At 34.2% G+C, this 23164-nt stretch carries 21 protein-coding genes; 11 read left to right on the top strand and 10 right to left on the bottom strand.

Annotated features, from left to right (window positions below; all coding sequences use genetic code 11):
- The first annotated feature begins 181 nt into the window (after nucleotides 1-181).
- From P6N22_RS05750 to raiA, 5 genes are all read left to right on the top strand, one after another.
- Nucleotides 182-3928, top strand: a complete 3747-nt coding sequence (locus tag P6N22_RS05750; RefSeq protein WP_280331030.1) for a choice-of-anchor L domain-containing protein — start codon at nucleotides 182-184, stop codon at nucleotides 3926-3928.
- The gene (locus P6N22_RS05745; protein ID WP_280331028.1) at nucleotides 3922-4536 is read left to right on the top strand and encodes a type II secretion system protein; all 615 of its coding nucleotides are present in this window, start codon (nucleotides 3922-3924) and stop codon (nucleotides 4534-4536) included. Before P6N22_RS05750 ends, P6N22_RS05745 begins: the two co-directional genes overlap by 7 nt.
- Nucleotides 4533-5423 carry a type II secretion system protein gene (locus tag P6N22_RS05740; RefSeq protein ID WP_280331026.1) on the top strand — a complete coding sequence of 297 codons (891 nt, stop codon included), beginning with the start codon at nucleotides 4533-4535 and terminating at the stop codon, nucleotides 5421-5423. The genes P6N22_RS05745 and P6N22_RS05740 overlap by 4 nt, the downstream gene beginning before the upstream one ends.
- Nucleotides 5399-5857 (top strand): hypothetical protein, encoded by a 459-nt coding sequence (locus P6N22_RS05735; RefSeq protein WP_280331024.1) that lies wholly within the window; start codon nucleotides 5399-5401, stop codon nucleotides 5855-5857. Before P6N22_RS05740 ends, P6N22_RS05735 begins: the two co-directional genes overlap by 25 nt.
- 68 nt (nucleotides 5858-5925) lie before the next feature.
- Nucleotides 5926-6459, top strand: a complete 534-nt coding sequence (gene raiA / locus P6N22_RS05730) for a ribosome-associated translation inhibitor RaiA (protein WP_280331023.1) — start codon at nucleotides 5926-5928, stop codon at nucleotides 6457-6459.
- Here the strand turns inward: raiA and recG are convergent.
- The 6 genes from recG to purE form a co-directional block, all read right to left on the bottom strand.
- On the bottom strand, nucleotides 6456-8240 hold the full coding sequence (recG, locus tag P6N22_RS05725) for an ATP-dependent DNA helicase RecG (protein WP_280331021.1): 1785 nt from the start codon (nucleotides 8238-8240) through the stop codon (nucleotides 6456-6458). The two genes, raiA and recG, sit on opposite strands and share 4 nt — an antisense overlap.
- Before the next feature lie 78 nt (nucleotides 8241-8318).
- Nucleotides 8319-9203, bottom strand: a complete 885-nt coding sequence (gene glyQ, locus P6N22_RS05720; protein ID WP_193113265.1) for a glycine--tRNA ligase subunit alpha — start codon at nucleotides 9201-9203, stop codon at nucleotides 8319-8321.
- A 64-nt stretch (nucleotides 9204-9267) separates the two neighbouring features.
- Nucleotides 9268-10056, bottom strand: coding sequence for a hypothetical protein (locus P6N22_RS05715; RefSeq protein WP_280331017.1), 789 nt, complete (start codon nucleotides 10054-10056; stop codon nucleotides 9268-9270).
- A 13-nt stretch (nucleotides 10057-10069) separates the two neighbouring features.
- Nucleotides 10070-10927: an ARMT1-like domain-containing protein gene (locus P6N22_RS05710; RefSeq protein ID WP_280331015.1), complete on the bottom strand. Its 858-nt coding sequence runs from the start codon at nucleotides 10925-10927 to the stop codon at nucleotides 10070-10072.
- On the bottom strand, nucleotides 10924-11400 hold the full coding sequence (locus P6N22_RS05705; RefSeq protein ID WP_280331013.1) for a DUF3972 domain-containing protein: 477 nt from the start codon (nucleotides 11398-11400) through the stop codon (nucleotides 10924-10926). Before P6N22_RS05705 ends, P6N22_RS05710 begins: the two co-directional genes overlap by 4 nt.
- A 23-nt stretch (nucleotides 11401-11423) precedes the next feature.
- Nucleotides 11424-11921, bottom strand: a complete 498-nt coding sequence (gene purE / locus P6N22_RS05700) for a 5-(carboxyamino)imidazole ribonucleotide mutase (protein ID WP_280331010.1) — start codon at nucleotides 11919-11921, stop codon at nucleotides 11424-11426.
- A gap of 137 nt (nucleotides 11922-12058) precedes the next feature.
- On the opposite strand from purE, the gene P6N22_RS05695 reads away from it, so the two are divergent.
- Nucleotides 12059-14668 (top strand): EAL domain-containing protein, encoded by a 2610-nt coding sequence (locus P6N22_RS05695; protein ID WP_280331008.1) that lies wholly within the window; start codon nucleotides 12059-12061, stop codon nucleotides 14666-14668.
- A 2-nt stretch (nucleotides 14669-14670) separates the two neighbouring features.
- Here P6N22_RS05695 and P6N22_RS05690 read toward each other — a convergent pair whose 3' ends face one another.
- Nucleotides 14671-15963 carry a peptidase U32 family protein gene (locus P6N22_RS05690; RefSeq protein ID WP_280331004.1) on the bottom strand — a complete coding sequence of 431 codons (1293 nt, stop codon included), beginning with the start codon at nucleotides 15961-15963 and terminating at the stop codon, nucleotides 14671-14673.
- On the bottom strand, nucleotides 15963-16649 hold the full coding sequence (locus tag P6N22_RS05685; protein ID WP_280331002.1) for a chemotaxis protein: 687 nt from the start codon (nucleotides 16647-16649) through the stop codon (nucleotides 15963-15965). The genes P6N22_RS05690 and P6N22_RS05685 overlap by 1 nt, the downstream gene beginning before the upstream one ends.
- 72 nt (nucleotides 16650-16721) lie before the next feature.
- On the opposite strand from P6N22_RS05685, the gene P6N22_RS05680 reads away from it, so the two are divergent.
- A complete protein-coding gene (locus tag P6N22_RS05680) occupies nucleotides 16722-17501 on the top strand; it encodes a histidinol-phosphatase (protein WP_280331000.1) in 780 nt (259 codons plus the stop codon).
- Here P6N22_RS05680 and P6N22_RS05675 read toward each other — a convergent pair.
- The gene (locus P6N22_RS05675; protein WP_280330998.1) at nucleotides 17498-17941 is read right to left on the bottom strand and encodes a globin; all 444 of its coding nucleotides are present in this window, start codon (nucleotides 17939-17941) and stop codon (nucleotides 17498-17500) included. The two genes, P6N22_RS05680 and P6N22_RS05675, sit on opposite strands and share 4 nt — an antisense overlap.
- A gap of 251 nt (nucleotides 17942-18192) precedes the next feature.
- Here P6N22_RS05675 and trxA point away from each other — a divergent pair, with 251 nt between their 5' ends.
- The 4 genes from trxA to dapB are packed head-to-tail and all read left to right on the top strand — an operon-like array spanning nucleotide 18193 to nucleotide 20789.
- Nucleotides 18193-18510 (top strand): thioredoxin, encoded by a 318-nt coding sequence (trxA, locus tag P6N22_RS05670; protein ID WP_280330996.1) that lies wholly within the window; start codon nucleotides 18193-18195, stop codon nucleotides 18508-18510.
- A gap of 7 nt (nucleotides 18511-18517) precedes the next feature.
- Nucleotides 18518-19018 carry a hypothetical protein gene (locus P6N22_RS05665; protein WP_280330994.1) on the top strand — a complete coding sequence of 167 codons (501 nt, stop codon included), beginning with the start codon at nucleotides 18518-18520 and terminating at the stop codon, nucleotides 19016-19018.
- 16 nt (nucleotides 19019-19034) lie between these two features.
- Entirely contained in the window at nucleotides 19035-19973 is a 939-nt protein-coding gene (gene trxB, locus P6N22_RS05660; protein WP_280331129.1) for a thioredoxin-disulfide reductase, read from the top strand.
- 45 nt (nucleotides 19974-20018) lie between these two features.
- A complete protein-coding gene (gene dapB, locus P6N22_RS05655; RefSeq protein WP_280330992.1) occupies nucleotides 20019-20789 on the top strand; it encodes a 4-hydroxy-tetrahydrodipicolinate reductase in 771 nt (256 codons plus the stop codon).
- On the opposite strand, the gene P6N22_RS05650 is transcribed toward dapB, so the two are convergent.
- A complete protein-coding gene (locus P6N22_RS05650) occupies nucleotides 20786-23143 on the bottom strand; it encodes a flagellar protein (RefSeq protein ID WP_280330990.1) in 2358 nt (785 codons plus the stop codon). The two genes, dapB and P6N22_RS05650, sit on opposite strands and share 4 nt — an antisense overlap.
- Nucleotides 23144-23164: the final 21 nt, after the last annotated feature.

Below are 23164 nucleotides of genomic sequence, written 5' to 3'. Positions count from 1 at the left end.
GATTGTTATTTTATCTAAAAGATATATAATAGTGTTTAAATGGAAATAATTATATTAGTTTAAAATTAATTAAGCTATACTTAAGTAAGAAAGTACGAAAATTTAAGATTAAACAACTGTTATTCGCTACTGAGCCCATTATTAGGGTGCAGTAATTTTCTCACTAAAAAAGGGAGCATCTATGAAAAAGTTACTAAAATTATTAATGATACTCAGTTCTTTAACATCTTTTTTATCTGCTGCAACTAGTTGTATAGGGACAACTGCAAATTGTTCTTACAATGTAACTGCAACTGAATTAGCAAATAAAATTCAAGGTATTGGAATTACAATTAGCAATCCTGTAATTACTCATGGAAATGGGAAGCAAGTAGGTATTTTTTCTAATGGTATTAATGGAGCTAATTTAGAACTTGACGAAGGAATTATCTTAACAGGGATGAATGTCCAAGAGTCTTTTACAACTAACAGTACTTGGAATACGTCTATCCAAGAGTCTGGTACATATAATGATCCAGATTTAACTGCCATTGATAGTGGTGCTATTTACAATCCTGTTATTTTTGAATTTGATGTTACATTGGATGAGAATACACGACTTTTATTAATAGATTATCAATTTGCTTCTGAAGAATACAATGAGTATGTTGGTTCACAATTTAATGATACTTTTGGATTTTTTGTCTCTGGTGGAGATTTAAATCAAACATACAATATTGCAAGAGTAGTAGATAATCAGACATATGTAACTATTAATAATATAAATAATTATGCACCTGTTACCGTAAATAATGTTAATAATGGCTCCGTTGGGGCTTATGATGATGCTACTCCTCAAATTTTAACAAATAGTGCTTATTTTATTGACAATGACGGTAATAACAATGGTGGAACATCACCTGTACTTGTTGAATATGATGGATTAACACACACCCTGCATGCAACTTTAGATAACTTAACACCAGGGGAAACATATCATTTCAAGATGGCACTTGCTGATACATCTGATGCTCTCTGGGATACTGGTGTTTTTATTAATAAGATAAATGGTTTACGTGAACCAAGTTTATGTTATGACTATTCGTATAAACAAAACGGTATTTATCTTACAGCTGGTTTCGATCCTGTGATGGGCCCTTATATTAGTGCTGACAATGTAACTCCAAATGATCCTATTCAAGTTGCTATGTATTTCAAAAATACACAACAATCAGAAATTACTACAAGTAATATCAAAGTGAATGTTTTAGATATTAATACCTCACAGGCTATTTATGCTCCACAAAGTGTTTATGTAACTGATCCGGGAAGCCTTTATGAAACACATATCGATGACAGTACTCTTTCAGTGAGTAATAGTTATATTCAGAACATTCCTGTCTCATCATTTGGAGCATTTGAATATTTTTATACTTATTTTTCTTTAAATCCATTATCAAGCAGCTTAAATTTACCAATAAAAGCACGTATTGATTACGATATTACTATTCCTCTCTCTTTAACACAAAGTATAACTATTCCAAGATCAAGTTTAATAGATTCTGATATACCTATGTGTGGAGGTGGAAACTCTGCTTTTACGCCTGTGTATGGACGTTTTAATGTTATAGAAAACGGTCTATACACTAATGACACCGACTATTATTACAATCTCAACACGCAAATAACAGGAAGGACTGGAAATCTTAGTGTAGCTGCTGTTGATGCAAATAGCACAGATCTGCATGATTTAATACCTGTAACAACCGTTGTTGGTATTGATATTCTTGATCTTAATGCCTTCCATGACACAGCAGCTACATGTAGTGAATCAGCTAATAGTATTAGTGATCGTGTCTGGGTAGTTTTTGATAATTCATCAACTACTCCTTTAAATACTGGAGATGTACAATTTAATGCTCAAGCTGCAGAAAATGCAGCACTTAGAATTGCTTTCTTTGATGATGGTAACGGTTCAATTCTTCAACTCGAAAAAGTAACAAAGAACGGTGAGGTCCGTTGGAATGTTCTTAACTTCCCGGATGCAGTAAAAAAAGGTGACTGTTTAGCAGATATCGCACAAGGTAACGATACGATTGCTCAATGGTGTAGTAATGCAGGTACTAACTTTAATTCAGCAATGACTAAACCCGAACTAGATATTTGTATGAAGTGTGTGTACGGTTATAATACTAATTTAGTTTGTGCAAGAGATAATTTCGCTATCAGACCCGAAGCTTTTTTAATACATATTGATGATCAAAATCAAACTACTAATCCAGGTATTAGACTTACAAACAATCTTTCTGGTGTTACGTCACCGTTATTAACTACACTCAATTTAGCATCTGGCTATAACTATACTTTAGATATAAATGCAACAAACCATCTAAATAATAATGCTTCAGCTGGATATAATGTATTTTTATCTACTACTAATGGTACAAAAGCAACCTATGTTTGGTCTCCGCCTGCTGCCAAAGATGTATCGGGGTGTAATGATACAAATGAGCACAATATCACTATCAAAATGGCTAACGGAGAAAGTTACGATACAGATGGTTCAATTTACCAAGTAGGAAATTATCTATTACATTTAGAAGATACTAGTTGGACTTCTGTAGATAGTATTCCCCCTGCTCATCATTCATCAGCTCATTTTGCAAGTGGACCAGATTGTGTCTTAAACAGTAATTATGCTGCAAGCACTTCACAGTTTGATAACTTAAATGGCTGTAATATAAGCAGCGTACATACAAATCCTGACAATAATATAGTATATAAAGATATCAGCATTGCTTTTCATCCTTATCAGTTTGATATAACAAATACCGTAACTGTAGGTGACAGTAATAAAACAACCGCTGAACAACCATTTATCTATATGGCCAACATTGATTCTAATCCAACTATATCTGTCCACCTTAATTCTATTATTCAAGCTCATGGCGCAGATGGTGCTGCTGCACTTAGCAATTATGTGACTCAATGTTATTCAGAAGACACAGCTTTTAAAATAAGTAAAAGCAGCACAAGTTCTCCACTTCTTCAACTACGTTATAATTTAAATGACTTAAATGCAACAGATATTAAAGTTTATGATCAAAATGGCACTATTGCACCAGGTAATATGAATAAAAATATCTCTGTTGTACTACCGTCTACATATTGGACGAAAACGCTTAATGGTTCTCTTAAACTTAGAACAAATATCAATTTTGATAGAAATGTCAGTCGTGCCATTAATCCTGAAAATATTAATTATACAAGATTAGATATCAATGATTCAGCTCATAAATTTACAGCAGATTTAGATAGTAATAATTTTGCTGATGGTAATAGAACAGTAAATAAACTTGTTCATCACTATTATGGAAAAACAATAGCTCCAAAAGTAACGGTACTTTGTAATGGTACTCCATGTACTACAGGTAATGATGCAAGTAATGTACATAAAACTCAAGCTCTTGTATATTTTTCAATATATTGTAACCCTCGTGATCCAGGTATAGTATGTTCTCCAGGAAATACTGTCAATAATAATCTTCCTCTTGGGTCAATCCAAACTAATGATATAAGATGGTGGACAAATCCTTATCATGATCGTAATATTGTTTCAGGTTTAAATACACCTGGTGTTGATGGTATAGTTGGTACTATTTCTGAAGTCAATTATAACAACGTTGCTGAAACTGCTCGGACACTTATAAATAATTTCACTTATGAAACCAAACTACAATATAATGGAAACAATGGCTTACCATATGACGCTGTAATGCAAATGCAATCTTCTCCATGGTTAATTTATAATGAAACCAATGCAGGTGCAACTACAAATCAATTTACAGTTGAATTTATGGGAAATAGTGATTGGAGTGGTAAATATGAAGAAGACAGTACAACTGATACGAAAATTGCACCTTCAACAGATAGGAGGATAATGTGGTAAAAAAACCTGCCTTTACAATGATCGAACTTATCTTTGCCATTGTTGTCATGTCTATTGCAATTGTATCATTACCAGTAATGACACAAACTGCAGATAAAAATACAGAAGCCAGTATTGTTCAAGAAGCTATTTTTGCTTCTGAAACTATTTTAAATGAATCAATGGCTTATTATTGGGATGAAAATTCTCAATTTGATGAAAGTATATCAGGTGATTTATCAAGAGTAATTAATACATCAGGTTGTATTGCAAGTACTCCCAACAAAAGAATAGGACATGTTAATAGAAGATGTTTGAGTGATCTTGCTATAAGCGTTAGTAACAATCCTACTGTAAATACACTTGATAGTTTAGAAAATACGTGGAATAATCAAAATGTAATACTTAATGCACCTTCAGGTGCTACTTATAAAGCAGGATATTATGCAACTGTTAATGTTACACAATCTAACCTTGGTGGTTTACAATTTGGTAATACTGCAAATAATGCAGATCTAAAAGAGATTGCACTGACTATAAGAGACAATAGTGCAAATATAATAACTACCTTAAGAGCATACAGTGCTAATATTGGAGATATTGATATAGCGAAGAGGACTTTACCATGATGAAAAAACGTGCTGCATTTACAATGCTTGAACTGATATTTGTTATTGTTGTCATGGGTTTTCTTGGTACATATGGTGTAGAGTTTTTAGCACGGGCATATAGTAATTTTATCTTTACTAAAGTCAATGATGATTTGCAGTCAAGAAGTGAAACAGCCGTTGAATTTATTGCAAAAAGATTAGAATTTCGTATCAAAAAATCTTCTCGGGCAATTAATACCACAGCAGGAACTTGGAACTATATACATGGTGGAATAAGTGATGACAACGCAGACGTTTTAGAATGGATAGCAGCAGATGATGATGGCTTTAGGGGTACAACCTTCCCTTTATGGAGTGGTGTTATAGATCTTACTAGTAGTACAAATAATGCTTTAGTATCCCCTGGTAGTGACTTTGGAGGAGTTAGTGCCCTAATTTCAAATTTAAGCGATTCCACTCTTAATGATTCTGCAATCTATTTTATTGATTCAAAGTTCTCTTTTACAAATCCGTGGGGATACAATGGAGCAATCGCAAATCAAGATGAAACTCTTCATCCAATTCAAACAACAGGAGTAAATGACACTTTAGCTCCTAATGGTTCTAATTTTTCAGGAAAAGAAATTTCTGAATATTACAAACTCACGTGGACAGCTAATGCAGTTAGACTAGAAAACTACAATAATGCAACAAAAATGGGTGATCTTTATTTTTACTATGATTATCAACCATGGCAAGGAGAAGCATATACAAGTGGAAAAAGAGTTTTACTTGCTGAAGATATTAGTGCTTTTAGATTTCGTTCAGCTGGTGCACTCATAAAAATCCAGGTTTGTGCAAAAAGCGATTTGCTAAAAGATGAAAATGGAGAATATGCATTATGCAAAGAAAAAACAGTATTTTAAGAAACGGTATGGCTATGATTATGGCTATATTTGTGATCGTTATTATCTCTACAATCTTGGCTTTATCTTTAAGACTTTCATCACAAGGTGTTCAAAGAACTACAGATCTTTATCTTTATGAACAAGCAACAATTCTTTCTCGTTCAGCTACTGAATATGCAATGTCAGTCCTTTCAAAAGTTAATCCATGTAGTTTAAACAGTATTCCATCTTTTAGATATAACAATACGTATGACATTAATATTAGCACGAACTATATTCCATTTAATGGTAGCGATTGTGATACAAATGCAACAGCAATCGGTGCTGTATTTGCAAATACTACGACTGAAGAGTCAGACGGTACTGTAATCATAGATGTTACAGTAACAGGGAATCCTGCAGGCACTACAGAGCCAATCAAATACTTTAGAAGAACGATTCAAAAACTCTAAATAATATGGGTTATTTCTAAACTTTTTAATGCTATAATCTTTGTAATATACACACAAAGGATTATAGTATGAATATCTCTCTAACTGGTAGAAATATCGAACTTACAGAATCTATGAAAGCACATATGACTAGCTCTATCGATGCTCTTAAAAAATACAATATGGATATTATTTCAGCAAATGCAATAGCAAGCTCTATGCATAAAAAGGGAAAAGAGCACTTCAATATTGAATTTGTTTTAAATTTACCGCAAAAACATACTATTGTTATCAATCAAAACGATGCTGATCTTCATGCGGCAATCGACATTGCTTTAGAGCGTTCAGAGAAAGCTCTTCGCCGTCTTCATGACAGAGAAGTTGATCATCACAAAGTTGGTCTTAACGAAATCAAAGCAGAAAATGTTGATGTTAAAGAAGCTACTGCAGAGATTGAAGATGAAATTGTACCTGTTGAGCTTGAACTTTATAAACCTCGTGAAGTTGAAGATGTTTTAAATGATTTAAAAGAATCTGGAAAAATGTTTGACATTTTCATTGATCATGAAAACAAAACTCGTGTTCTTTATAAAAGAAACGACGGGAAATTTGGTCTATATTAATAGACTAGGTCTTTCTTGACCTCCTGAACTATATCTTCATCAAGTGCGAAGTCAAAGTATCTAAACTGGCTTCCACTTTGATTTAAACCTTTTAACAAGTCTCCACTTTTTCTATAACGTAAATCTAAATTTGCTATGTCAAAACCATTCGTCGTTTTGACAAACTCTTCAAGCCTTTTTGACTCTTGTCTGTTTGTATATAAATAACAATAACCTTTCAGTCCCGTACGACTCACACGACCTCGAAGTTGATGCAAAGTTGACAATCCTAACCTCTCTGCACCTACAATTACTACCGTCGTCAATCTTGGCAAAGAAATTCCCACTTCTACTACTGTAGTGGCAATTAAGATATTTCCGTTTTCTCGAAAATCAAGTAGTACTTGCTCTTTTTCTTTATCTTTTCCGTGAGTTACATACACATTATCAAAATTTTTTTCCCAATAGGCTCTTGCTTCATCTATACTTTGGTATTCTAAAACTTCACTCTGTTCTACCAAGGGATAAACTAAAAGTACTTGATTATTTTTTTCTATCTCACTGTTTATATGTTCTAAAAGATCTTTAAAATCACTTTTGTGAATTACTTTGGAATCTATATCTTTTTTAAACGGTGTTGATGTAATTAAACTCACATCTATATGAGATGCTTCAATCATTGCCTGTGTTCTAGGAATAGGTGTCGCCGAGAACTGTAAAAAGTGAGGCTTTTTTTCTCCTGAACTCACAAGCTTTTCAAGTAAGCTTCTCTGGGCAGTTCCAAAGCGATGCTGTTCATCTACCATTACCAATCCTGCCTGAGGCAGTTCTCTGTATAACAATGCATGTGTTCCGATAATAAAATCATATTCATTGAGATCCACTTTTTTTGTCTTATTTGTTACAAGGACACATTTGAGATCTAAAAACTTTTGTGCTTCTTCAAAGAGTTGATTTGCTAAGATAGTAGTAGGTGCCATCAATATACTTTTCTGCGGATGCATCATATAGGCACTTGCAAGAATTACCATTGTTTTTCCGCTTCCAACATCACCGACAATCATACGTCTTGCTGCTACGTCTTTAGAGAAATCACTTTTAATATCTTCGATCGCACTCTGTTGTTCTTGTGTAAGTTCAAAAGGAAGCTTTTGTGTCCAAGAGGTATACTCACCCTCTTTTGTAACCAATGTTTTAAAATATCTTCTTTTTTTATGCAGTTGTGAGAGATAGATGAATAGTTCAAGATACTTCAGTGTCTGTAAACTAAACTCTCTTAACTCTTTTTGGGGTACTTGCTCAGGAAAATGGAGTGTGAGAATCTCTTGGGCATATTTCTCTTTCAGACCAGCTTGAACTAAATTCTCTTTTGTAATCAATTCACTTACAAGTCTGTTCATTACATCGTTACGCAAACTTGATCTGTATTTCGCAGTGATTTTTCCGATCTGAGTAATTTTTTTGGGCATAGTCATCGAACAATGTCCCATTTTACAGTCAATTAAACCATAAAAATAATCCCTCTGCCCTACGCTAAAAGCATGCATCATGTAAGGTTTGGGTTTAAAGATGACACCTTGTATTATATGTCCGAAGTTGTGAGCATAAAAAGTTATTTGTAGAGAGTTTGGAGCACAATAGACAGACTCTATAGTCGCATCTATCACTTGCGGTTTAGCGGTTTGGAGAGAAGTCTCAACTCTGTAATCCTCATATGAAGATGGAATTGTTAAAGCCAATTCCAGTACAGAGTTAATACCGAGTTTTTTAAATTTTGTCTCTTGATCTTTTGTAAGCTCCATCACCTATCTCTTTTATAGATGAAGTATCTTACAATAAACTACGTAAAAAAAATTAAAAGTTTGCAAAATGCAATACTTTTAGCCGTTTACTCTTTTGTTTCTCTCTTCCTCTTGCGCTTTATACAGTTCAGCACAACCACGAGAAAGTTCACGAATTTTCAAAATGTAGTTTTGTCTTTCAGTTTGAGAGATCGCTTTTCTTGCATCAAGTACGTTAAATACATGTGAAGCCATCATACAAAGATCGTATGCCGGCAGTGGAAGCCCAGCTTCTAATGTTCTTAGACATTCAGCACTTTTTGCATTGAATTCATCAAAAAGCATAGCTGTATCTGCTACTTCGAAGTGATATTTAGAGAACTCTACTTCACTCTCTTTATGTACATCTTTATAGTATGTTTTATTACCATCTTTATCGATATTCCATACGATGTCAAAAACAGTATCTACACCTTGCAGGTACATCGCAAGACGTTCAGTTCCGTATGTAATCTCGGCAGTTACGGGTTTACACTCAATCCCACCAACTTGTTGAAAATATGTAAACTGTGTAACTTCCATACCGTTTAACCATACTTCCCAGCCTAGTCCCCAAGCACCAAGTGTCGGAGATTCCCAGTTATCCTCAATAAAACGGATATCGTGTTTTGAAACATCTAAACCAAGATACTCCAAAGATTTCAGATATAACTCTTGAATATTATCCGGTGAAGGTTTAATGATCGCCTGAAACTGGTAATATGATCCAAGACGGTTTGGATTTTCACCGTAACGTCCATCTGTCGGACGACGTGAAGGTGCTACATAAGCAGTTGCCCATGGTGTAGAATCAAGTGATCGCAAAAAAGTAGCCGGATGGAAAGTTCCAGCTCCAGCTGGGATATCATAAGGCTGTACAATATTACAACCCTCTTTCATCCAGAACTCTTGTAGTTTTAATAACATTTCGCTAAACGTAATCATTATTTTATGACCTCTAAAAGTAATTGCGAAATTATACTATAGAGTCGCTTTTTAATTTATAAAGCTAATATTTAAAACTGATACCAACTTTAAAATAGTTATCGTTTGTTTTACTTTTCGGTTCATAATAAAGATATCCACCTTGAGGAACTAAATCTGATTTTTTGATTGTTTGTTTAGAATAAGTGTAGGCAACAAAAAACTCTGTTTGCTCACTATAGCTGTAAGTTACAGGAATTGTCACCTCTATAGTATCTGTTTTTCCTAGTTTAAACTCTTCAGAAATAAGATTTGCCTTCATTTTTGGGCGTAAAGCATATTTATATTTAAACTGTGTTGCTATTTTTAGGTTTTTTGTTATTTCTGTTGAAAAACCTAAAACAGGAGTAATATAAAACCAATAATAACGTTCATTTTGTAAACTTGATAGTTCTCTATACCAAGAATGATATCCAAGACCCAATCCATATGTTACGCCAAAGCCATTTACTTTGTCTGTTTGTGTATAATCAAGGCTCAGATCGTATATAAGATTTGACGTAGTAGATTTAACACTTCCATAAGGTAACCCACTTCCTATATATGCACCTGTATAATCCGTATTCCCTTTTAATACTAATGCTTTAAAATCTAAATTAGGGCATCCATCATCATCGCACTCTAAATCCATACCAAATCCCAATTCAAATCCTGTAACTGAATTTGATTGTTCACTATCTAAAATTTGTCCATTATCATCATATTCGCGATAATCCATGTCCATATTCACAAATGCCGCAGAATATGTATTACCTGCATATAAACTACTTGCTAAAAAAATCATCCCTAGAGTTTGTGATAATTTTGCCTTCATCTTCATTCCCCTTTTATAGTAATTTACAAATTATATCACCTATATTTTTACCTAAAGAAGCTGCAACTACACTACACTTTACTTTCAATAAAAAACAGATGTTATCTCTATGGCTTGGGCTCATACATTCATAATTACCCATACCCTTAGATATAATTATATCTGAATTATCAAATAACTGTTGTGCTTCACTTGTAGCTCGTGAATATGTAAAACCGGGAGTATTTACACCACTATCAACCAAATTGCATAATTGATCAAATCCTGCTTCTTTTGCTTCAGTCATTGTGACATCATTAATGATTGGATTTCCTCTAACCATATAAGTAAACTCTTTAGAAGGATACAGTTCTTGTAGAGTTTCTATAAAAAGATGGTCAAAAATATGTTCTCCAACATTATCTCCGATCACTAAAATTGTTTGTGCTTTTTCGAGTTGTTCTTTTAGTTTTGCAAAATCGTTATGGGCAAAATCTATATGAAAAATGTTTTCTAACTCTTCATACAGATCAAATTCTACTTCTGCAGCAAGATCAATTACATTGCCTGCTACTGCAATTTTTGTTGCTGTTAAAAGTTTATTTTCACTTTTTTCTAATTTCTCTTTGAGCTGGGGTACAAAAGTAAGAGCTTTTTGTGTAGAGTGTTGTTTCACCTCATCGTATAGATCTTTTTTATGGGCGATTTCTGCCATTATCTCATATATATCTGCTGCAATTTCCGGAGGTGTCTGTTCGTAAGAGAATGTTTCACTCATATTCTCTACAGTTGAAGTTAATTGTTTTGCAAGAGCTGCATCTGCTTTTATAGCATTTGCCACCTTAATGCTTTGGTTGATAAGACAACCGACACAGGCTTCATCTATTTTCATTTAGAAGTATGCTCGTCGATCGCTTTATTCCACATAAGTTTGTATTTACGTCTCATAAACTCTACTTCCTGTTGAGAGAGTTTAAGTTGTTCTTGAAGGGTGTGGATTGTTTTTCTATCTTCATCATAAAGTTCTTGAAGAGAGGCTAATGCTTCTCTTAAAAATTCATTTTCCGTTTTAATTGACTCAATCGTTTCATCTTTTGCGTCAAGAACTTTCTCATGAAGATTTATTATTGTTCCTATAGTTTTTTCAACAAATTCAGGCTGCACAACCATCTCATGGATGTTTCTTTGTGCCAATTCCTGTAATTTTGCAGGCACAACAGATTCAGTGGCACCTTTTGAAGGATCTATATAGCGAATACCGTCTTCAACCTTTACAGTCAACTTGCCACGTTCAATCAAATCATCGATCGCACTAAGTTCAAGTCCGGTCATTTTGCTATATTCTTCGTCAAGCATCCACTGCATTGTCGTTACTCCTGCGTTTATAATTAGCCTATGATAGTTTCTATCTCTTGTGAATCCATCTCAACTTTTTTAGCTTTTGCAATTCTATCTTCTTTTAATTTGATAGCTAACTCTTCGTTTTCAAGAGCTAAAATTTGCATTGCCAAATATGCTGAATTGATCGCACCGGCTTTACCTATTGCCACTGTAGCAACTGGCATTCCAGCTGGCATTTGAACAGTAGATAAAAGTGCATCAATACCACTTAAAGCTGATGCAGACATCGGTACACCGATGATTGGTTTAACAGTTTTAGAAGATAAAACACCTGCTAAATGCGCTGCCATACCAGCTGCTGCAATAAATACTTGTGCACCTTTTTTTTCTGCTTCAACAATGTATTCTTTCGTTCTTTCAGGCGATCTGTGTGCAGATGAGATAATCATCTCATAATTCACACCAAAAGCCTCTAACGTGTCAGAACACGACTTCATAACTTCATAGTCACTTCTTGAGCCTATTACAATAGAAACAAACTTCATGTATTACTTTCCTTCATTATTTTTATAACCAAATTATATCAAACTTCCATTTAATAAAGGAACTTTTTTTCTACGATTTAAGAATTTTCTTCTCACCATTTGTTATAATTGATACAAGACTAAAAAAAAGTAATCTCATGCAAAAACTTGAAGAACTTATTGAACTGTATAATGCCTTGTCACTTTGCAACGAAGCTATTAATGATATAGACAATGAAGAAGAGCTGTTTGCTCTCGTATGCCAGAGAATTCTTGACGTCAGTCATATTACAATGGCATGGATTGGTTTTGCAAATGAAGATGAAACCAAGTTAGAGCCTTTTTCATACTGCGGAGAAGGTACTCATTATGTAAAAGATATATCTATCTCCATTCAAGATAGTGATCTTGGAAATGGACCAAGTGGAATTACTTATAAGACTAATACACCTTATTGGTGTCAAGATTTTTTACAAGATCCCCATACGGCTCCATGGCATGAAACAGCTTTACAATTTGGTTGGAAAGCATCTGCTGCAATTCCAATTCACCGTAAAGACAAGGTGATAGGTACACTTAATCTTTATTCTATACGCCTTAATGCTTTTACTCAACATATTCAAGATCTTATTCTCAAAATGGTAAGCTCACTTGATACAGCACTCACAAACTTAGAAAACAATAGAGCAAGGGAAGAAGCTGAAAATGCACGTAATGAGTCTTTTAATCTTCTTTCTTCGATCATAAATTCACTTCCTACAAGAGTTTTTTGGAAAGATCAAAATTTAATTTATATGGGCTGTAATACAGTTTTTGCAAATGATGCGGGTAAAGAGTCAACTGATCAGATCATAGGGAAAAGCGACTATGATATGCCATGGAAAGAGCAAGCCGAACTCTATAATAATGATGATAAAGAGGTTATGGATTCTGGTAAACCTAAACTCTTTTTTGATGAACCACAAACAACTCTAGATGGAGACATCATGTGGCTTAGAACTTCAAAAGTTCCTTTAAAAAACTCTTCTGGAGATATTATCGGTATTATCGGTATATATGATAACATAACCCAACAAAAGCTTACAGAAAACCAACTCAAACAAAGTCAAGAACATCTCCATGCAATTATTGAAAATGAACCGGCTTGTGTCAAACTTATCGATCAACAAGGTATACCTGTAGATATGAATCCTGCCGGTTTGGAAATGCTTGAAGTAAGCTCACTTGAAGAGCTTCAAAAACATCCTTTGACAGACTACCTACTTCCTGAATGGCGTGAACCTTTTATCCAACTTCACCAAAAAGTGATGCAGGGGGAAAGCGGCAGTTTGACTTTTGAAATCAGGGGAGCAAAAGGGACACGCCGTTGGCTTGAAACCCATGCAGTCCCTATGAAGGACAGTGATGGCAATGTAGAAACGCTTCTTGGCTTGACAAGAGACGTGACAGAAAAGAAAGCTTCAGAAGAGCGTATCTTGTTTATGGCTAACTTTGATACTTTGACACAGCTTCCAAATAGAGCAAATATGGAGTCAAAAATAGAATATACCATTGCTCTTTCTCAAAAAAATCGCTGGACCTTCTCTTTAATGTTTTTAGATATTGACAATTTTAAAGATATTAACGATACTCTCGGACACGATATTGGGGACAAACTGCTAATAGCACTTGCAAATAGACTCAAAGGAACTCTTCGTGCTGAAGACACACTCGCACATTTTGGAGGTGATGAGTTTATAATACTTCTGCCAAATACGGATACTCATCAGGCTCAAGAAATAGCAAAAAAATTTTTAGCAAAAGTCTATCAACCATTTGCTGTAGATCAACATAGGCTGACTGTTACTGCTTCAATTGGAATCTCCATATATCCTGATGATGGGACTACAACGGAAACACTATACAAAAATGCAGATAATGCCATGTATCGAGCAAAGTATAACGGGAAAAACAACTATTCATTTTTTACTGAAGAGATGCAGCAAACTGCACAAAGGAATTTACAACTAAGTAATGCTATGCATGATGCTATAATGAATAATGAATTTTATCTTACCTACCAACCCCAAATCTCAACTATAAATCATGAACTAATAGGCGTAGAGACACTGCTTAGATGGATACATCCTCAACTTGGATTCATCTCACCTGCCGAATTTATACCATTAGCAGAATCAAACGGCTTGATCTTAAGCATTGGAAAATGGGTTATGGAAAATGCAGTTTCACAGCTCAAAACCTGGTTTGAAAATGGTTTAGAGTCTATAAATTTATCGATTAATTTATCTGCCGTACAATTTAATCAATCTGACCTTAGTGATCAAATTAATGAAGTTTTACAAAAATTCAACTTTCCTGCAAAATATATAGACTTAGAATTGACAGAAAGTGCGATTATGGGTAATCCTCAATTAACAATCAATACGATTGAAACTCTCAAACAATTAGGTATTAAGATATCGATCGATGATTTTGGAACAGGTTACTCCAGCCTCAGTTATCTGAAAAAATTTCAAGTCAATAAACTTAAAATAGATCAATCATTTGTTCGCGATATCACAACAGATCCTGAAGACAAAGCAATTGTTGAAGCAATTATCAACCTATCAAAAAGTCTCGGGCTAAAAACAATTGCCGAAGGGGTTGAAACACTCGAACAACTAGAACATCTTCAAAGTAGTGGTTGTGATGAAATTCAAGGGTACTTTTTTTCAAAACCGTTAACGGCTGCAGAATTTGAGGAGAAATATCTTACACCAAAGAAATAAATTTATTTCTTTGGATATGTTCCCATGTCTGGATGAGACGGGATTCTAAAAAATGTAAATGGAGGAAATGTAACAGGAAGTTTAATAGGATTGATGTTTCCGCTATGTACACTCTCCCAAATTTTTCCGTTTTGTGCTTGAAGTTTGTTGAAACTCATATAAATGCGTCCATCTTTTTCGTATGTTTTTCCAAATTCGTTTTCAAGAAACTCTATTGTACTGCCCAGTGGCATTACAGCTTCAAGTTCATCCCCAGGAAGTGTTTTATATTTACACATGTAATATTCACCATCTTCCGTTGTCTCGCCTGTAACCTGATGCGTACCTAACTGCATAGTAAAATCTAAACTTTGAGTATCATGTTTCTCAAAAGGACGTGAAATCAAATATGCATCAGTATAACCGCGGTTTTGCAATGATTCAAGTTCATACTGATACTTAGCAATATCTTCTTTGCCTTCATAATAATCGTCAATAGCCATTCTATACGCTTTGGCAGTTACTGCCGCATAATATGCTGTTTTTGTACGACCTTCAATCTTAAGAGAATCAACCACACCGCTGTCTAAAATCTCTTTAATATGTGATCCGAGATTCAGATCTTTTGAATTCATGATGTAGGTACCGACACCTTCATCCTCTTCAAGTTTAAATAGTGTTCCCGTTTCAGGATTTGCAGCATACATCTCATACGGAAAACGACAATCATTTGCACAAGACCCACGGTTTGGTACACGTCCGCTCTGTAGTGTCGAAATAAGACATCTTCCGCTATATGCAAAACACATACTTCCATGTACAAACACTTCTAGTTCTAGTTCTGGCAACTCTTTTTTAATCTCTTTTAGATCTTTAAGCGAGATCTCACGTGCTGTGATAATACGTGATGCTCCCATCTCTGCATATACTTTGGCATCTAGTACATTCATCACATTTGCTTGTGTTGAAAGGTGCAATGGGATCTGAGGTGCAATTTCATGAGCCAGTTTCAAAACACCAGGAGTAGCAACAATAATTGCATCCGGACCCATCTCAGCTATCTTCTCAATATGTTTTTTTAAAAGGTTTAGTTGAGAATTAAAAGGGAATCCATTGATAGTTGCATAAACTTTTTTTCCGCGTTCATGTGCGTACTTAATTCCCTCTGCAAAATCTTCATACGTAAACTCTTTTCCACTACGAATACGTAAAGAGAAATGACTTACACCGCCATATACTGCGTCAGCTCCAAAATCAAGAGCAATTTTTAATTTTTCCAGCGTGCCCGCCGGAGAAAGTAATTCGACTTTTTTCATTATTTTCCAAACTGCTCTAGTAGAGCTTCGATATCTTCTGTTGAGGCGAGATCACTATTCTCATCACCTTCAATATGTTTCGCAGAAGAAACACGTGAACTATCATCAACTTGTGATTCAAAGAGTGAGTTCATATATTTAGATAATGTTCTCATAACATTAATAACCCTCTCTATTTTTTGACGATGAATATCTTGATATTGCATGATATCCATAACATTCATAATAGAATCACCAGAGTTTTGCAATGCTTCGATAACATCTTGGGTACTAGCTAAAGCCTCTTCATTTTTTTCTAGTTGATTTGCAAACGCATTTACATCTGGAAACTTCTCTCTTAATGTCGTAAAAAGAGCTACATTTGATTCCAAAAGTGCTACAACATTATTGAGATTTTCCTCTTTGTCCATTAAATCATTACTGATATTTTCTATTATGTCAAAAATTTCTGATGCTTTTTCTTCTGACTCTTTTGTCACATCGTCAAGCTGATGTACTACTTTATTTTCATGAGTTGCGGGAGGTCCCCATTTAGGTGGTTCTCTATCATCTTTTGTTTCGTTATTTTCATCCGATTGAGTAGCCGTCTCTATATCTGTTTCTATCTCTTCAGCTAACTCTTCTTCTTCAATATCGTCAAGATCCAGCTCTCCACCCATCAATGCATCTAATTCTTCTTGAGTCATAAAAGATCTCCAAAATTGAATAATTTATTAATAAACACTATAATAACATAAAATAAATAATAAAGAGCTCATATGATAGTCGATCTTCATAACCATACTCCCCTTTGTAATCATGCAGAAGGCAGTATAGAACAATACGTTGAAGCTGCTATAAAAGCAGATACGAAAGTATTTGGTTTTGCAGATCATGCACCAATGGATTTTGATCCGAAATATCGTATGGGCTTTGATGATATGGCTGCATATGAAGCAGATGTTTTAAGTGCAAAAGAGAAATATAAAGACCAGATACAGATCCTTTTAGGTTATGAAGTAGATTATCTTGAAAATCACATGGATCCGAGAGTTTTGGATGCACAAGTAGATTATTTAATCGGCTCTGTCCATTTTATTGATGAGTGGGGATTTGACAATCCGGAATTTATAGGACGCTATGAGAGTGAAGATATAGATGATATCTGGAAAAAATATTTTGAAACAATAGAAAAAATGGCAAAAACACAATATTTTGATATCGTAGGCCATCTTGATCTTATAAAAGTTTTCAAATTTCTTCCAAACAAGAGTATTGTTGAGATTGCAAAAAATGCTCTTTTGGCAATTAAAGAAGCAGATATGTCACTGGAACTTAATGTCGCAGGATATCGAAAACCTATTGCCGAAGCATACCCTTCAAAAGAATTACTTCAAGAGGCTTATAAGTTAAATATTCCCATCACTTTTTGTTCCGATGCACATAAACCGGAACAAGTCAACCTTTATAATGACCAAATAGTTCAACTTGCCCGTGATGTAGGATACACGGAGTGTGTATATTATGAAAACAGAGAAAAAATTTTTATAAAATTTTAGCTCTTTGTATTTACCAACCACATAGAAAAAATATCTAAGTAGTTCCAAAAAGACTCTATATATTCAGGTGTAATTCCCTCATCCACTAAATCTTCTAAAAGAGGTTTATAAAGAGCGAGCCATGACTTTCTTGCATGCTCATCTATGCGAAACGGAGCATGACGTCCAACCATTTGAGGTTCTCCTCTTGTTTGTGTAAAATAATCAGGTCCGCCACATATTTCGATCAAAAATGCATATGCATGCTCTTTTGCTTCTTCGAAATCCTCTTCGTCAAAGATAGGAAATAAAAATGCAATGTCACTCGTTTTAATCGATTCATAATGATCATAGACAAGTTTTTTAAATCTTTCTTCCCCTACTTCGTGTAAAAAACCGGGATGCGGCTTAGCAACAGGTGGTCTAACACCAATTTCTCCGTCAGTAATTTGTAAATTCACAACTTGTCCTTTCTCTTTTAAGATAATGCAATAATTATACAAATTTATATTTATTATTAATTGATTTATATCAATAATGTCAAAATTTTTCTCCAACTATCACAAATTTTCTCATTTATATAATGAAGAAACATTTTCTCAAATTATTAACAAAATTGTAAAAACGAATATATGCGCCAAATCTAAAGTTAGCTTTAATATTTTCATTTGTATAATACCTACATACAATAAACATGTAAAAGGAAATCCGAATGGGTAAATATATTGAATTAACAGGTGCAGACTTTGAATCAACAGTAGCAGAAGGTGTTACATTAGTAGACTTTTGGGCTCCATGGTGTGGTCCATGTCGTATGATTGCTCCAATCATCGAAGAATTAGCAGAAGATTTCGACGGAAAAGCTAAAATTTGTAAGGTAAATACTGATGAAGAGCAAGATATTGCTGTTAAATTCGGTATTCGTTCAATTCCAACTATTCTTTTCTTCAAAGATGGTGAAATGGTTGAGCAAATGGTTGGTGCAGCTTCAAAACAAGCTTTCACTGACAAACTAAACTCTCTTTTATAATTCATTGATGAAAGAAACACGAGAAAGAAAAAAAGGGAAATCTCTTTTTTCTCTCTCAACACTTTTAGCTTCTTTTTTTGGTGCTGCAATGATAGCCGGTGCCTTTGCCTACTTTAACTATAAATTTTCAGAATATAAATTTATTAATTTCAATGAATGGTTTTTTTATGAAAAAAATGACCTATTTATTCCTCAACAAGACAAATATTTAGTTGTTTTTTACTCATCTAAACAAAGAAACTCAGTTGAAGCATTAAAAAACTTAAAAACAGAACTTCCTGTTTTAGCAATTGACTATTACAATACTCTAGATGAAAATACAAAGCACATAACATTTATAAAAGCAGGAACAACAACAAGTATTCAATTCATTCAGCGTTTTAATATTTATGAAATCCCCTCTATTTTTTTTATTAAGAAACAAAAAGATTCCCTTTATAAACAAGATAGTATGATACACAAACTTAATAATTTAGAAGATATTTCAAAAGAGATTACAAGGCTCTAAAAAGGATTTTTATATGATACTAGATTGTGCAATTATAGGTGGTGGACCTGCCGGTTTGACAGCTGGTCTTTATACAACACGCGGCGGTTTAGAAAACGTTGTAATGTACGAAAAAGGTATGCCTGGCGGGCAAATCACACAAAGTTCTGAGATTGAGAACTATCCAGGTGTAACAGGTGAAATAACAGGTATGGATCTCATGATGCCGTGGCCTGAACAATGTCAAAAATTTGGACTTGTACACGAAATGGTAGAAGTGCTTCGTGTTACAAAAGAAGGTGAACTTTTTACTATCCATAAAGGTGACGGCTCGACACAACAAGCACACTCTGTAATAGTGGGAACTGGTTCTTCACCAAGACGTGCCGGTTTTAAAGGTGAAAATGAATTTTTCGGTAAAGGTGTAAGTACTTGTGCTACATGTGACGGTTTTTTCTATAAAGGTAAAGAGGTAGCTGTAATTGGTGGTGGTGACACTGCTCTAGAAGAAGCACTTTATCTTGCAAAACTATGTTCAAAAGTATACTTAATCCATAGACGTGATACATTCCGTTCAGCACCAAATACTGTTAAACGTGTACAAAATACTGAAAATATTGAACTTGTACTTAATTCTACTCCTGATGAAGTATACGGCGATGCAACAGGTGTAACAGGGATCAGAGTAGTTGATACAAATGGAAACAGCAGAGACATTGAAGTACCAGGTGTGTTTACATTTGTTGGGAACGATGTAAACAATCAGGTTCTTATCCAGGAAGACGGTAGTTTTTTATGTGATCTAAATGATCAGGGACAAGTTATCGTAGATCTAAGTATGAGAACTTCAGTTCCTGGACTTTTTGCAACGGGTGATATGCGCATCGAAGCACCTAAACAAGTAGTATCTGCTGCAGGTGACGGTGCAGTTGCTGCTTTAGCTGCCATTAGTTATGTTGATGAACTTTTAAACTAATAGATGTTAGTATTTCGTAATTATTTATAAGCAAAAGGATAATCAATGATTAAAGTTGGTGTGTTTGGAGCAAGCGGTCGTGTAGGAAAACTCTTATTAGACGATCTGAAATTAACTGAAGGTATGAGTGTAAGCAGTGTTTTTGTTCGTAATGAACTTGACTTTGCAATTGATCCTTCTATTTTAGTAACATCTGATATGAAAACTTTTCTTAACGGTTGTGATATCGTAATCGACTTTTCTTTACCTGATGCGTGTGAAGTGTTACTTGAAGAAGCCATTAAAACTCCTAAACCTTTAGTTATAGGGACAACTGGTCTCAATACTCACCAACTAAACCTTTTAAAACAAGCAAGTGAAGTTATGCCGGTTTTATATGCAACTAACATGAGTTTAGGCGTAGCTCTTTTAAATAAACTTGTATATCAAGCTGCAAAAACTTTAGAAGGTTTTGACATTGAGATCGTAGAGATGCACCATAGACATAAAAAAGATGCTCCAAGTGGTACTGCACTTACTCTTAGCGAATCTGCAGCAGCAGGTCGTGGCGTTGATCTTGATAAAGTTCGTGTAAGCGGTCGTGACGGTAATATCGGTGAAAGAACTAAAGATGAGATCGCAGTAATGGCACTTCGCGGCGGTGATATCGTTGGTCGTCATACTGTAGGATTTTACAATGACGGCGAGTTTATCGAACTTAACCACACGGCAACAAGTAGAAACACTTTTTCAAAAGGTGCTATTCGTGCCGGAAAATGGTTAGCAGATAAAGAAGCTGGTCTTTATTCTATCTCTGATTGTTTAGAGTTAAACTAAATATTTTTAGCACTTTGTGCTAATTTCGCCCAAGCAGATTTTCCGTCTGCCTGGATTGCTTCATCAAAAGCTTTTTGAGCTTCTTCATCTCTCCATAGTTTAGTATAAACAGAACCTAATAAATACTTTTGTCTTGCTCTATTGTCTGCTGAGAGTTCTGCAGTATCTAAAGATTTGATAACCTCCAAAGCATTTGCATAATCATCTATATTCATGTATGCCTGATATAAGGAAAACTCTATATACGGCGTTTGTGCATGCGATGATGTTCTTTTTTGAATATCATAAATTTTTCTTCCGTATTTGATCACCATATTGTCATCTTTTTTAGCTACCCCTACAGCAACCATATTTGCATATCTGTCTATATCTTTATAACTATCTTTAAAGACCTCTTCGACTTTAACAATAGCCTGAACCATTGCATCTTGTTTTTCTAAACGGCTATATGTATCAAATAGTATTCTATATACATCTAAATATTGTGTATCTTTATCTAACTCTATAAGTGCTATTAAATCTTTTGCAGCTTGCAGTACATCTTGATAATTACCTATTGCAAAATCAACTTTAATATATCTGTAAAGCCATTTTTCTTTCTCTTTTACATCTGTCGTATCAATATTTTTAGTTGTCATTCTTTTTGCAAGCTGATAATCTCCACCCATCATAGCACATTCATATACACCGTCATCCCATTTGCTAGAGAGTGTAACATTATGCTCACTTGAGATTATTAAGACATCTTCACAATCTTTATTTTTTAAAGAATTCTGCATTGCTCCGATTGCCGCAGTTTGAATTATTTCTTGAACATTCGGATAAATAGTGCTGTCTAGTGCTAAAAGTTTTTCTTTTAATGCAAGCGCTTCATCGTACTTGCCAATCTCATTTAAAAGTTTTGCCTTTTCATAAATAGCTTTTAAGCCTATAGAATCGTTTTGATACTCTTCAATAAGTTTGTTGAACTCTGTAAGTTTTACACTGCTGTTCATATCATCAACATCAAAGAAAAGTTGATCTTTTGCTAATTCTACTTCATTTATAAAGTCACCTTCCGGAAACTTTTTCATATAACTATTTAAGCTGTTAAGTGCTTCTTTTTTATGTTTTGTATTTGCTAAATAAAGTCCCTTTTTAGCTAGAACCTCTTCATATTCATCATATGTTGCATTAATACTATTTAAAAGGGCACCTGCGATATCTGCTGCAGTTTGATACTGCTTTGCTTCAAATAATTCTTGCATAAGTTCTATTGAACGTTTCAAATCTTCTTGAAAGAACTGTGGTTTTACACCTAGTATTTTTTCTAAATATTTGCTTGCCTCTTTTGGAGATTTCGAAAATGCCAAATTAGATAGATGGTATGCTGCTTCTACAGCTACATCAATATCTTTTGTTTGATAGAGGGCATCTTTATAAAATTTTTCTGCTTGTGAGGCTCCACCACCCTCTTCTAAAGCTTCACCTTTATAAATATATCCTCGTTGGGCATGTTTACTTCCTGCATGTTCACTAAAAAGCCTGTCAAAGAAATAATCAGAATCGGATGTCATTCCAATCTTAGAGTATGCATAAGCAATGAGTGAAAGTACTTCTGCTACATTTTCATCTGCAGAATATTCACGTAAAAAAATTTTTGAATTTTCTATAACATTGTCATAATCTTTTAGTTTTGCATATATTTTGATTTTATAATAAAGCAGTTCTGCTTTGAAAAGAGTATTTGGATAACGTTTTAAAATATCATTTGTAATATCCAGACATCTTTCATACTCTTTTTGTTCAAAATATTCTTTTACTTTAATATATTCAGAAACATCCTCTACCCTTTTAATGGCTACAGGATTCCCTTTTATATCTAAACTGCCTACATACGGAAGCTTGTCTTCATCCATATAAAAAGGAAAGTTGATCGAAAAGTTTGAAGGTGCATCTTTTTTAATTAGAGGCAGTTGTTCTTGATAACCTATTACAAACCATGAATCACTTAATGTTACATCTGCATCAAACAGATTCGCATCTTTTGTCAGATCATATATATTAGCATATAGTTTCATTTTGTGCTTAGGTTTTACAGAGAGAAAAAATACACCTTTTTGTACAAATGTATTCACTTTAAAAAATTCATCCTCAAGCTGTTTAATATCTTTTGATGATCTTTTTGAAAATGCACACACTATTTCTTTTGTTTCATGGAATTCATTTTTGAGCTCTTTACAAGTAAATTGACTGTTATCATTTAGATGAAGTGTAGAATATTTGATGAAGTTGTCTTTTGCACTGTCAATAGAGATTTCGAGTGCAAAAGAGAGAGTGGGAATAAGAAGGGTCAAGAGTATCTTTCTTATCAATTCTCTTCCCCTTTTTATTTA

It is taken from the genome of Sulfurimonas sp. C5, assembly GCF_029872055.1.
Taxonomy (GTDB): domain Bacteria; phylum Campylobacterota; class Campylobacteria; order Campylobacterales; family Sulfurimonadaceae; genus Sulfurimonas.
Note: the sequence above shows the minus strand (reverse complement) of the source record. Positions and strands in the feature narration are given on the sequence as shown.